The 12,691-nt window shown below is 36.8% G+C and carries 14 protein-coding genes and 1 riboswitch; of the genes, 4 read left to right on the top strand and 10 right to left on the bottom strand.

What is annotated here, in order from left to right:
* Positions 1-96: 96 nt before the first annotated feature.
* The gene (locus tag EPL02_RS08480; protein ID WP_094911174.1) at positions 97-1,083 is read right to left on the bottom strand and encodes a 2-hydroxyacid dehydrogenase; all 987 of its coding nucleotides are present in this window, start codon (positions 1,081-1,083) and stop codon (positions 97-99) included.
* Between the two features lie 108 nt (positions 1,084-1,191).
* Complete coding sequence (gene yutH / locus EPL02_RS08485; protein ID WP_094911173.1) at positions 1,192-2,202, bottom strand: spore coat putative kinase YutH; 1,011 nt, start codon at positions 2,200-2,202, stop codon at positions 1,192-1,194.
* A 268-nt stretch (positions 2,203-2,470) separates the two neighbouring features.
* Here yutH and EPL02_RS08490 point away from each other — a divergent pair, with 268 nt between their 5' ends.
* Entirely contained in the window at positions 2,471-2,944 is a 474-nt protein-coding gene (locus EPL02_RS08490) for a phosphatidylglycerophosphatase A family protein (RefSeq protein WP_432651972.1), read from the top strand.
* Between the two features lie 45 nt (positions 2,945-2,989).
* Here the strand turns inward: EPL02_RS08490 and EPL02_RS08495 are convergent, their stop codons facing one another.
* A complete protein-coding gene (locus EPL02_RS08495; RefSeq protein ID WP_094911171.1) occupies positions 2,990-3,760 on the bottom strand; it encodes a TIGR01457 family HAD-type hydrolase in 771 nt (256 codons plus the stop codon).
* 126 nt (positions 3,761-3,886) lie between these two features.
* Entirely contained in the window at positions 3,887-4,324 is a 438-nt protein-coding gene (locus EPL02_RS08500; RefSeq protein WP_094911170.1) for a DUF86 domain-containing protein, read from the bottom strand.
* Positions 4,325-4,430: 106 nt separating this feature from the next.
* Between EPL02_RS08500 and EPL02_RS08505 the strand changes: the two genes are divergently transcribed.
* Positions 4,431-4,697 (top strand): DUF3055 domain-containing protein, encoded by a 267-nt coding sequence (locus EPL02_RS08505; RefSeq protein ID WP_094911169.1) that lies wholly within the window; start codon positions 4,431-4,433, stop codon positions 4,695-4,697.
* Positions 4,698-4,741: 44 nt separating this feature from the next.
* On the opposite strand, the gene EPL02_RS08510 is transcribed toward EPL02_RS08505, so the two are convergent.
* On the bottom strand, positions 4,742-5,017 hold the full coding sequence (locus EPL02_RS08510; protein ID WP_094911168.1) for a YutD family protein: 276 nt from the start codon (positions 5,015-5,017) through the stop codon (positions 4,742-4,744).
* Between the two features lie 174 nt (positions 5,018-5,191).
* Between EPL02_RS08510 and EPL02_RS08515 the strand changes: the two genes are divergently transcribed.
* Entirely contained in the window at positions 5,192-5,803 is a 612-nt protein-coding gene (locus tag EPL02_RS08515) for a YhcN/YlaJ family sporulation lipoprotein (RefSeq protein WP_094911235.1), read from the top strand.
* Positions 5,804-5,832: 29 nt separating this feature from the next.
* Here the strand turns inward: EPL02_RS08515 and lipA are convergent, their stop codons facing one another.
* A complete protein-coding gene (gene lipA, locus EPL02_RS08520; protein ID WP_094911167.1) occupies positions 5,833-6,729 on the bottom strand; it encodes a lipoyl synthase in 897 nt (298 codons plus the stop codon).
* Positions 6,730-7,029: 300 nt separating this feature from the next.
* On the opposite strand from lipA, the gene EPL02_RS08525 reads away from it, so the two are divergent.
* Positions 7,030-8,016: a M23 family metallopeptidase gene (locus tag EPL02_RS08525; protein ID WP_483295833.1), complete on the top strand. Its 987-nt coding sequence runs from the start codon at positions 7,030-7,032 to the stop codon at positions 8,014-8,016.
* A gap of 67 nt (positions 8,017-8,083) precedes the next feature.
* On the opposite strand, the gene EPL02_RS08530 is transcribed toward EPL02_RS08525, so the two are convergent.
* The 4 genes from EPL02_RS08530 to yunB form a co-directional block, all read right to left on the bottom strand.
* The gene (locus EPL02_RS08530) at positions 8,084-8,194 is read right to left on the bottom strand and encodes a methionine/alanine import family NSS transporter small subunit (protein ID WP_131887466.1); all 111 of its coding nucleotides are present in this window, start codon (positions 8,192-8,194) and stop codon (positions 8,084-8,086) included.
* Entirely contained in the window at positions 8,184-9,698 is a 1,515-nt protein-coding gene (locus EPL02_RS08535) for a sodium-dependent transporter (protein ID WP_131887581.1), read from the bottom strand. Before EPL02_RS08535 ends, EPL02_RS08530 begins: the two co-directional genes overlap by 11 nt.
* A 227-nt stretch (positions 9,699-9,925) precedes the next feature.
* A complete protein-coding gene (locus EPL02_RS08540) occupies positions 9,926-11,506 on the bottom strand; it encodes a Na+/H+ antiporter NhaC family protein (RefSeq protein ID WP_094911164.1) in 1,581 nt (526 codons plus the stop codon).
* A 123-nt stretch (positions 11,507-11,629) separates the two neighbouring features.
* Positions 11,630-11,818, bottom strand: a riboswitch (Lysine riboswitch).
* A gap of 70 nt (positions 11,819-11,888) precedes the next feature.
* On the bottom strand, positions 11,889-12,644 hold the full coding sequence (gene yunB / locus EPL02_RS08545) for a sporulation protein YunB (RefSeq protein WP_094911163.1): 756 nt from the start codon (positions 12,642-12,644) through the stop codon (positions 11,889-11,891).
* Positions 12,645-12,691: the final 47 nt, after the last annotated feature.

The following is a 12,691-nucleotide window of genomic DNA, read 5'->3' on the forward strand; positions in this document are numbered from 1 at the left end:
TAAATTTTTTAAATATTTCATTTCCTTATCATAACATGTATGTTCCTGTTTTTTAACATACAAAAAGCATTTCTATAAAAGAAATGCTTTTATTCTTTAGCTATTAGGAACAAGCTCTCTATTAATAATGGTAGATGGGAAATGACCTGCTAAAACACCTTCTATGTTTTGGACTGCTAGTTTAATCATGCTTGTACGTGTTTCCACTGTTGCACTTCCAATGTGAGGTAATGCTACTACTTTTGGATGTATAGCTAACGGGTGAGAACTATCAATTGGTTCATTCACAAAAACATCCAGGCCGGCTGCTGCAATTTCCTCTTCATTTAACGCTTTTAATAAAGCAGCTTCATCCACTACACCACCTCGAGAAACGTTAATAAACATCGCTGACTTCTTCATCTTTTTAAATGCTTGCTCATTAAACATGTTTTTAGTTTGCTTTGTTAAAGGTGTTAAGCACACAACAAAATCAGACTTTTTTAATAAGTCATCCATTGAGGCATATGTAACAGGTAAACTGTTCTCAGCTTGTTCATTTCGAGAACGATTGTGATAAAGAATATTCATATCAAAGCCTGCTGCCCTCTTTGCTAGCACTTCACCAATCTTTCCCATCCCAACAATTCCAAGCGTTTTATGGTGAATATCGCGACCAGCTAACAAATATGGACTCCAGCTTGTCCACTTGTTTTCTTTAATATGTGCTGAAGCCTCTAAAATATTTCTAGCCGTAGTCATAAGAAGCGTCATAGCTAAATCTGCCGTAGTATCTGAAAGCACATCAGGCGTGTTACAAACATAGATTTGACGATTTGTGGCTGCCTGGATATCGATGTTATCAAATCCCACAGCCAGGTTCGCAATTACTTTTAAATGAGTCGCTGACTTTAATAATTCTTCATCTATCCTATCGGATAAAACGGTTAAAAGTCCCTGAGCTTTCTTTGCTTTTTCTGTGAGCAAGTCATACGGGACCGGCTCTTCTTCAGAGTGCCACATCTCCACTTCAGCCACTGCGCGTAGTGGTTCTACAAATTCTTCTGGTATAATCCTTGTAATAAAGATAAACGGCTTGTCCATTATCGATCACCTCATTGATTTTTAATTACATGACGTGACGCTTTATTGTTTAACGCAATAGGCGTCACGTCACATTATCTTTATATGCTTTTATTATACTTATACCACTTAAACACCGCTTGATAACCATCCTACCTCTGGTATATGGTAACGTGAAGTAGAAATACCAACGGATTGATAAAACTGCTTTAGAAATCGCTCATAATGAGATGAGTGATCTAACACAGCTTCTAATTGCTTGTAATAGCTTTGTTTTTGTTCTTCGCTTTGAACACTATAATATCCTTCTACCACTTCAAAATAATGTACAGGGAACAACAGCCTCGCATAGAGAAGGCGCCACGAAAATGATGAGAGTGGATTAATACGTTCGTATTCGCTTAGAAAATGATGAAGCTGATGGGAATTTAGCTCGTAGGATGATAAATACTGTTCACGAATATACTCTGCTAAGTCTCTGCTTGGATGGTCAAAGACCCAATCCACTGGGAGTTTATAGATATACTGACTTCCCCAAGTCGTCTTTCCAAATCGATGATGACAAATCGTAGCAGAATCCACTGCTCTTGGCAAATCATCAATTTCTGTATCTACCAAATATTGAATGGCATTCTCTGCTAACCCTAGATAGTAGGGAAAGCTTTCGAGGAACTTCTTTTCAATTTCTTGATTCGGTAAAGCTCTCAAGCGCCCATACCAAAACTCTTCCATTTGATCTACTCGCTTTTCCCACAATGATTTCCATTGACCCAATCGCTTTGAATGCTCAACTTCATAAGGAAACATTCTACCGCGCTGATGAAATTCTGCTAACTCTGAACCGATGACAAATTGGTCATTTCGCGGTGCCGCTATCGACCGACAAATCATAAATTTAAGGTCATTAGATTCCGTAATCATATTTCCCTCTAGATTTGGCATAAATGTAGAGATATAGCGGTCACCTTGACTCATGAGAAACTGACTCATTTGATACAACTCGTTCAATTCATCTTCTTCCACTTGATTTAAATGAATAATCGTATACAAGATATCCCGATATTGAAAGGCTTGATAAGCGCCTAAAGTTAATAATTCATCAGGATGTAAACCATAACCTTCATAAATTGCTTGCTTCACGTACATCCCCTCGTTTCATTGATTGAAGTTTTTCCATAAAGAAATTCAATACTTGTCATAATATTTATGCACAATTGAATAGATTAGAATTACACAATTTATTATGATTTCCTCCGAGTGAGTCATACTAGAAGATGTAATGATATGCTCACCAAATCGTGAAGTAGATGATTTACTTCTAAACATATGCTTCTGTATCCCTTTAAGCATTAAAAAATAAAAAGAAATTAGGTGATGATACTTGGAGAAAAAGCATCAGCAAAGTGAAATGGAGAAAACAGCAAGAGAATGGCTAACAAAACGTGGTGTCACAGTTAGAGACATTGCTGATCTCGTTTTTTATCTACAAAAGAAATACCACCCAAATTTAAACATTCAGGAATGTGAGTACAACGTCGAGCGCGTCATTTCAAAGCGCGAAGTACAGAATGCCATTCTTACAGGTATTCAACTAGATATTTTAACGGAAAAGAAACAGGTTGAAGAGCCGCTTTTATCTATTTTAGAAAAGGACGAAGGTTTGTATGGCATAGATGAAATCTTAGCGCTATCCATCGTAAACGTGTATGGTTCAATCGGTTTTACGAACTATGGATATATCGATAAACAAAAGCCGGGGATATTGGAAAAATTAAATGATAAATCATCTGGAAAATGTCACACATTCCTTGATGATATTGTTGGTGCTATTGCCGCCGCTGCCTCCAGTCGTCTGGCACACAGAGCTGAAAATGTTGAATAAAAAAGAGAGAGTGATTCCAGTGGAATCACTCTCTCTTTTCGCTCATTATATTTTATCCATCCACTCTTTTAAGGAATCAACAGCATAAGTTGGCTGCTTGTCATACCCCTTAAGTAGCTCTTTTGTTGTTACCCCAGTATGAACTAACAAGGTATCTAACCCTGCATTCATTCCAGCTAAGATATCCGTATCATAGTAATCGCCTACCATCAAAGTATCTTCTTTCGGTGTACCGATTACTTCTAATGCCTGTTCCATAATGATACTCTCTGGCTTTCCAATAAATACTGGTTGTGTTTGAGTAGAAACAGAAACAACAGACGTGATAGAACCGTTCCCTGGAAGCAATCCTCTTTCTGTTGGAAGTGCAATATCGCCGTTTGTTGATACGAAGAATGCACCGTTACGGACGTTTAAACAAGCTTTTACTAACTTTTCATATGTGATTTCTTGATCTAAGCCAACGACTACAAAGTCTGTATCTTCATCTTGAATTGTGAACCCTTTTTCAGTAAGAGCATGACGAATTCCTTCTGCACCAATTACGTATACTGTACCGTTAGGTTTACGGTCATATAAATAATTAGCTGTCGCTTGGCTTGTTGTGAATACTTGATCTTCTGTTGTAGGTATTCCGAAACTTTCAAGCTTTTCTGCTACTTGAGCAGGCCTTTTCGTTGAATTATTCGTAACAAATAAATACGGAATACCTTTTTCTTTTAATCCAATGACAAAATCGCGCGCTTCTGCAATTAATTCTGTCCCTTTATACATCGTTCCATCTAAATCAATTAAATAGCCTTTATACTGCTTCATAACTGCCTCCTACTAATTCATTCGATAATAAAAACGCCTTCTTTACTATAAGAAAGCGGATGGGTTTACAATGCGATAATAGCTTATTTTCCCTAAAATCACAAATCACCTTAAAAATTTTTCATATTAATTACGAAAAGCTGAAACAGGACCTAATTCATTCTCTAAGTATGTACGAATACGAGTTGGGAATTGATTTAAGACCTCCTTGTTCTCTTGAACAACATGTATCACTTCATCATGTTTGACATCTAAATAATCTTGTACAAGGACTTTTCTCAAATTAACTACTGCTTTTAACCCCTGTTCTTCCGAAGTTTGTACTACTTTCTCATCCACAAGAATATCAATGATATCATCATAGCTTCCAGGGTCTCTCATAATGAATCCATCAATCATTGCGTTGCCGACATCTAAAACGTTTTCAATTAAGAGGTGAACAACTCTTTCTAACGCTTTTTTCTCGATTGTACTTTCCCACTTAAGTTGTTCAGAAAAAACAACTAAGTGCTGCTCATAAAAACGTAGTATGTGTTCAATCTTTTGACGATCTACAAAGTACATGATGTTTCCTCCTAACGCTTCGCTTATAAACTTTCTAACTCGCTTCTTCCCACTTTTTTTTTCATTTGATATGATAAAAGCATGGAAAGAAGAAAGGAGCGAAAGAATGAGCGAACGCTTTTATTTATATGATGATGTAGTAAATACGAAAACACGATTTGTTAGCTTTATGGGTGAAAATCAACGTTTTGACCTTGCTATCATTCAGTCCGATCGCTATTATGGCAAGCATCTTGTTTTAGATATTCAAGGAGGACGCTTTGCTATTATTGGCTCAGATGATTTAGAGGAACCAAATTATTTAGAGCACGTATTTAAGCTTTCAGAAGAAGATGGTCAAGAACTTAGAGAGTTCTTATACGAGGTCATCTAATTACAAAGGCAGCGGAAAGAAAGTAAACCTTCTGCTGACCTTTTTTATTTATTTACTTTTTTCAGTACAAAATACGCACAGCCAAAATTACAATATTCGTGTAAATAATCTTGAATTGTACTTATTTTTGTATCATATGTAGCTTTTTGATTACGATCATCAAAAAAACCTTTTAAACGCAGTTGGTTATAACCCCAATCGCCTAATATATAGTCATAGCGACTAAGCACATCAATGTATCGACTTCGAAAGGCTTCCTCATCAAACCCTTCTCTTTCTTCTTTGATTACTTCATAGCAAATATTATTAACACAAATCATTGTTTCACCTCTTCTCTTCAAAATTACCATACCACATTTTGAAATTTTTTTCTAAACAATCGTTTGATTAAAAAAGATCAAAACCAGCAATTAACAGGCAACTTTTTGATCAATCGCTGCAACCTATAGATAGGGAGGTCGTTTACAGTGAAAAAATATTTAATTCATTGCGGTATGTTAACAGTGGTTGCATTATCAGGTTGTCAAGCAGGCAGCGAAACAGATAATGAAGCACTATCACCTAATAATCCAAATGCTATTAACGTAGCTGATCATAACGATTTATACAATAAAGGAAAAGATAATGCTACTGATTACGGATACGTACGTTATCAAAAATCACCTGTTGCTAACGATACAGAAAAAGCACAAAACATTGCTACACTTGATCGTGAGGAAGCAGCCGATTCAATTAGCAAACTTAGCTCAGCTATTCCTAATGTTAATGACGTAGCTACGCTTGTAACAGATGAAGATGTGCTAATTGCTTATAAAACAGATGCAAAAGACCGAAATGCTACCGCTGATCAAGTAAAGCGAACAGCAATGTCTATTATGCCCCGTTATTATCACGTATACGTATCGGATAACCCACAGCACATTCAAGATATAGAACGTTTCAGTGAAGCAAATACAAAAGACAGTTCTGTAGAAGAATCGGTTCATTTAACCATTAAAGAGATGCTTAAATCTCCTCAAGGCCGTAAGATGAATGATGGTGAAAATGCAAATGGTGAAGGAACAAACGAATTGAATGAACATCTAACCGATGAAAAGATGAAATAAAAAAGGCGATGGAAACATCGCCTTTTTCATTACCCATTATTTTGCTTTTGTTTTGAAGCAGCATTTACTTGTTCATCCGCATGATAAGAAGAACGTACAAGCGGACCAGCTTCAACGTGGCTAAATCCTTTAGTTAAAGCAATTTCTCTAAGCTCTTCGAATTCACTTGGGTGATAGTACTTCTGAACTTTAATATGTTTCTTTGTCGGCTGTAAATATTGCCCAATTGTCATGATATCTACATTATTTGCTCGCAAATCATCCATCGTTTCAATGATTTGCTCTTTTGTTTCTCCAAGTCCAATCATGATGCTCGATTTTGTAGGAATATCTGGTTGCATTTCTTTTGCACGGCGTAAGAATTCTAATGAACGCTCGTATGTAGCTCTTGCACGCACGCGGGGCGTTAATTCGCGTACTGTTTCAATATTATGGTTTAAAATATCAGGACGAGCATCCATTACCATACGTAAATTCTCTTCTACTCCACCCATGTCTGAAGGTAATACTTCAATTGTCGTAAATGGATTTTTACGGCGAATAGCGCGAATTGTCTCCGCTAGTACACCTGCTCCACCATCTTTTAAATCATCACGCGCCACTACTGTAATAACAGCATGCTTTAAGTTCATCAGTTGAACTGAATCCGCTACGCGCTCTGGCTCTTCCCAATCTAACTCTGTTGGTAAGCCTGTTTTCACCGCACAGAAGCGACACGCACGTGTACAAACTTGCCCTAAAATCATAAAGGTAGCCGTACGACGAACTGCCCAACATTCATGAATATTAGGACATTTTGCTTCTTCACATACCGTATGCAGATTTTTTTCACGCATCATTTTCTTTAAGTCCGTGTAGTTCTCGTTTGTGTTTAGCTTAATTTTTAGCCACTCGGGTTTGCGGACATACTCTTCCTTTGTTGCCATTAGTATCAACTCCATCAATCTAGAAAATGTCTGTAACCTATATGCTGATTTTTAAATTGTCAAATAAAAAATATACTACATGTCACTTTATCATACAAAAGAGTGATTCGACAAGCGCTCTACACTTATTTATCTCTACTCTTCATCCCTTGATAATCGTTAATGATAACGCTTCACTTATTGTTCATATAACCTTAACATCATTTTATTTCCATTAATTATTATTTATTAAATTTTTCATCGTTTCACAAACTAACACTATACCTTAATTAGGAAGGAGGAAGCTCATTGAAAAAATATGTGCTTTTTCTGTTATTCTTTTCACTATGCTTTTCATGTTCAATTTCACCTCAGGCTGCACCGCTTTCTGCCGATGATGAAGCAGCTTTAAATAAGAAGCGCATGGAATTATATCAACAGATGGAAGCTGTATCATCAATACCTTGGTATTACTTTGCTGGAATTGACCAATATGAAAGAAATATCCGTCGCTCTCATAAGGATATTCCAAGAGAAAAAGGCGCAATCGCTATTTATTACTCTCCAGAAAAATGGGCGGGTTCTTTAAATCCCAATTTAAATGATCAAAATCCTTCAACCATTTCTTTATTAGGTGGTTTAGGAAAAGATGGAAACGGCGATGGGAAAGCTGATCAACTAAATGATGAGGACATGCTTTTCACAATGGCTAACTACATCCAAACTTTTGGAACAAACGAGGATTATATTAAAATTGCTCTATGGAGTTATTATCATCGAGCTAAAGCGGTTGATATTATCCTTGGAAACGCTAAGCTCTTTAAAACCTATGGTCGTATTGACTTAAAAGGAACTTCGTTTCCCGTTCCTATTCGTTCAAATTACAGCTATCGTAGTACATGGGGTGACGCTCGTGGATGGGGTGGAAGAAGAATTCATGAAGGAACTGATATCTTCGCTAACTATGGCGTTCCAGTTAAGTCTCCTTGCTATGGCATAATTGAACTAAAAGGCTGGAATAAATATGGTGGCTGGCGCATAGGAATTCGAGACCTAAATAATAACTATCACTACCTGGCACACTTAAGCGGATTTGCAAAAGATTTAAAAATGGGACAAATTGTAGAACCTGGCATGGTCATCGGTGGAGTGGGTAGTTCAGGTTATGGACCTCCAGGAACCTCTGGAAAGTTCCCTCCTCATTTACATTACGGTATGTACAAGGATAACGGTCGAAACGAATGGTCTTTTGATCCTTACCCGCAGCTTCGGTCATGGGAAAGAATCGATCGTCAAAAGAAAAAATAGTGTACAATTTAAACAAACGTTTATTTAATAAAAAGAGTGCTTAGAACAATGTTCTAAGCACTCTTTTTTATGCTTTACTTTCCTTTGATTTCTTCACGGCATGAGTAATACTTGCAGCTAAGCCGCCCCAGATGATAATTATCCCGGCAACCATCATAATTATTGAACTACTTTCCATACGTTGTATCCTCCTTCACAGAAGATAATGATTCTTTCTTCCAACCTTTAAATGATAATAAAATCCCAACGACAATGACCAAACCTGCAACCCCCCACCCAAACGGAACAATGAAGCTCGTTGCATAACCTTCATAATTTTCTGAAATATTTGTTCTTATATTATCAAACATCATATATCCAAGAACGACTGGTGTGATTACACTTAAGCAAATTTTCCACCAAGCACCAAGCATAATATCAGATACGCTATTCGCATGTTTTTGGAGATTGTTTAACTCGCGGAAAACCCACGCTACTAAGATAATTTCAACTAAACCTGCTAAAGCAACACCAAAGTTATTAATGAAATAATCCATTACATCTAGGAAGTATAAGCCTCCTTGAGTTGCAAATAATAGTGAAATAACAGAAGCCAATCCGCCACCCATTAAGACAGATTTCGTGCGAGATACATTAAATTTATCCTGTACCCCAGCTACAAATGTTTCAATAATGGAGATAAGTGATGTTAAACCAGCTAATGTTAACGACCCAAAGAAAAGTAATCCAAACAGCTGATTAAACGCCGGAAACTCGTTAATAATTTGAGGGAATACAACGAATGCTAATCCCACTCCACCTGCTACTACTTCATCAATGCTCACGCCTTGCTGCATTGCCATAAATCCTAAAGCACTAAATACACCAATACCAGCTAGTAATTCAAATGCTGAGTTACCAAAGCCAGTGATAAAAGCATTATTAGTTAAATCTGATTTCTTTGGTAAATAGCTAGAATAAGTAATCATAATGGCAAAACCAACAGATAAACTAAAGAAAATTTGACCGTAAGCAGCAATCCAAACCTTTCCGTCTGCAATAGCGCTCCAATCCGGCTTGAAGAATGCATTTAACCCTTCCATTGCACCATCTAATGTAATTGCACGAAGCACAATAATAAAGAATAAGAAGATTAATGTCGGTAAGAAAATTTTGTTTGCTGCTTCAATACCTTTTTTAACACCCTTTAATAACACACCTAGCGTAATAATCCAAACTAAAATTAACGGTAAGAAAACCCCCGGTACAATACTTCCAGTCTGACCAGGTACTTCTGCAATTTTCAAATAATCTCCGAATAAGAATCCTTCCGTATCTTGACCCCAGCTTAGCTTTAGTGAAAAGATGAAGTAAGACATTGCCCACGCGATAATGGCTGCGTAATAAACCGAGATAATAAAGGAAATACCAACTTGCCACCAGCCTAGCCATTCCGCTTTTTTATTTAGTCTGGCTAGCGATAGTGGTGATGAACCTCTATACTTATGTCCAATTGCGAATTCCATGATTAAAATTGGAATACCTGCTGTTAGCAAAGCAAATAGGTAAGGTAAGAAAAAAGCTCCTCCACCATTCTCATATGCTACTGCTGGGAACCTCCAAATATTCCCTAAACCAATTGCAGAACCTGCTGCTGCCATGATAAAACCTGCTCTCGTACCCCATTGAGGACGATTTTCCATCATAGTTTCCCCCTTACACTCTCTCTTTTCTTTTATCTCTGTCATTACCCGAGAAGTTGTTAAAACTTTCTGATAATTTAGCATAGTCTGTCTTTAGAACTATCTTACGAAGAATTATAGCTATTATGCTATAGTATGTCAAAATATTTTTTATAGAAAATTTTGATAATTAAACAATAAAAAATAGAGCAGACGTTATAAAGCGTATCTGCTCTATTTTTATTCTTCTATTTTTCTAATGACGTTTCTGTTATATTCCCTTTTTTACGAGCCACTAAGACAAATACCACTAATAAAACTATTACTGTTCCGAGCCCAGCAGACGTACTTTCTGTTAAACCAAGTACAATATAACCAATGATGCTGATCACAGCTGAAATAATTGCATAAGGAAGCTGTGTCATTACATGATCAATATGATGACTTCCTGCTCCCGTTGATGACAAGATAGTTGTATCAGAAATTGGTGAACAATGATCTCCGAATACTGAACCAGCTAATACAGCTGCAAGAGCTGGTAACAATAATTCTGGTTCAATGTTGCCTACAATGTCACCTGCAATTGGAAGCATAATACCAAACGTTCCCCAAGATGTTCCTGTTGAAAATGCCATGATGCCAGCAATAATGAATAGTACCACTGGTAAGAAGGCAATATTTAAATTAGAGCTTTCGACAATCCCTGCTAAAAATTCTCCTGACTTTAACTGACCGATTAAATCTCCAATCATCCAAGCAAGCAGTAAAATATAAATAGCAGGTAGCATTGATTTAATCCCCGCTACTATACCTTTACCAAGCACAGAATTAGATAACTCACTTGATTGTCTAGTGCGTACGATAAATAACAATAGCGTTACAACAAGACCTGATAAACCACCAATCATCAATGAATTAGGAACATTCGTATTCTCAAACATTGTAAAGATTGTAGCTTGTCCTTCAGTTGCTTGGTAGCCTGTCCATAGCATCGCACCGATTGTCCCAATCATCAATACAATAATTGGTAAAATCAAATCAAATACACGACCATTTTTACTAACTGGCAAATCTTCTTTTAATTCTCCTGGTACTGCTCCTTTTTCTGGATCCGTTACTTCACCAGTACGAATAGCATGTTCTTCATGCTTTTTCATCGGTCCAATGTTAATATCAAAAACACTTACAATAAACACCATAATCAATGCAGTGAATACATAAAAATTCATAGGTATCATCTGTACAAATGCTGAAAATGCTGACACATTATTCATACCATGTGCAGCTAGAATTGAACCTACAACTGTAATGATATAGGCACCCCAACTTGAAAACGGTGCAATCACACATACAGGAGCTGACGTTGAATCAATCAAGTAAGCAAGCTTCGCTCTTGATATTCGCTGGCGATCTGTTACTGGACGACTCACTTGACCAACAGCTAGTGCATTGAAATAATCATCAATAAAAATAATAATCCCTAACACGGCTGTTAATAGATGAGCTCCACGACGTGTTTTAATACGCTTTAAAGCCCACTCGCCAAAGGCACGACTTCCTCCAATGATTGAGATAAAAGCCGTAATAACACCTAAAATTAAAAGAAAAAGCAAAATAAATAGATTTGAAGTATTAATTGCACCATCGGCATAGAAAATGGTAGCAAAGCTTCCCCAAATTTTTTGAATGGTTTCACCTATCGAAAATTCGGTTAATACTAATCCACCTGCTAAAATTCCCACTCCTAGGGAAAGTAGTACTTTACGTGTTAAAACAACCATTAGTATCGCGATAAATGGCGGTAATAACGAAAAAATAGTTCCTTCCATGAGATCCTCCTAATATAAGCCTGCTTACATACGGGAGAACTACTTATAGAGAAAAAAACGCAAAAAGAGCAATGATAGAAAATAACTATCATTACTCTTTGTAATGTTATGTTATCCTCCATCACGATCAGTAGCCCTCCATCATGAAAACAAACGTATTTTCATAATGACAGTGTTACCCTTTTTCAAGGTAACCCCAGAAAAGAAAAGCTGACTCTTTTTCTTTCCTTCGGCAAAAAATCCTTTTTACTATGATCACAGTTGTCATCCTCACATAGCATACTCATACTTTTTGCATCCTCTACCTCATCGATCTGATAAGGTGATGGTATATAATTGTATCTAGTACATTATATCGGTAAAATATAAAGTTATCAACCGGCTATTTTTTCTTTAGTTCAATAGATGGGGAGGCTGAATTAGTGCCACCGTTAAAATAATCCGGTACGCTCCCTGGAATCATTGCCATTCCTACAGGCACTGTCGCTTGAACTGTTGTCTGCTTTGTAGCAAAGGGAATAATTACCTGAACATTAACCTGAACTTCAATTGAAATCTCTAAAAAAGCACCGTTAATTCCGTACTCCTCTATTTTCCGTACGACATCTGATTGCACATCTCCGATTGCATGAAATTTAACTGGGATTAATGGTCCTAAATTTCCTAATAAAGCATTATTTGTAGCTTGCCCCAATGGAACTTGATAGACAATCCCTCGCTGCCTGAGCTTTTCATCTGATTCAATATTAATATCAGTTGGAATCTCTAATTCTTCTAAGTTCCCTTTTTCAGCTTCTCGTAAATTAGCCTGGACTAAAGATGTAGTTTGAGCTCTAATACGATTTACGACTGCTGTATCAATCTTGGCTACCTGCCCATCTGGCGTACTTTCTGTCTTAATAATATCATTAACATCGAGCTGGTCCACCACTTGTTTATTAACAGCTTTATTAATAACAAGCGTTGCAATCTCTTTAGTCTGAGCTTCTGCATATTTCATTAAAGTTGGTTCAATTCCTCTATTAATTAACCATATTCCTGCTCCAGTAGAAAAAAGAAAAAAAACAATTGTTAGTAGTACGACATAACGAAATGGTATAGGTCCCTTTTTAAATACTCTTCGGCGAACCCTAATCAAAAAAATCCCTCCTTACAAGCTATATGTATGCATAAATAAGGAGGGCT

Source organism: Bacillus sp. CBEL-1 (assembly GCF_004348885.1).
In the GTDB taxonomy this organism is placed as follows: Bacteria; Bacillota; Bacilli; order Bacillales; family Bacillaceae_H; genus Priestia; species Priestia aryabhattai_A.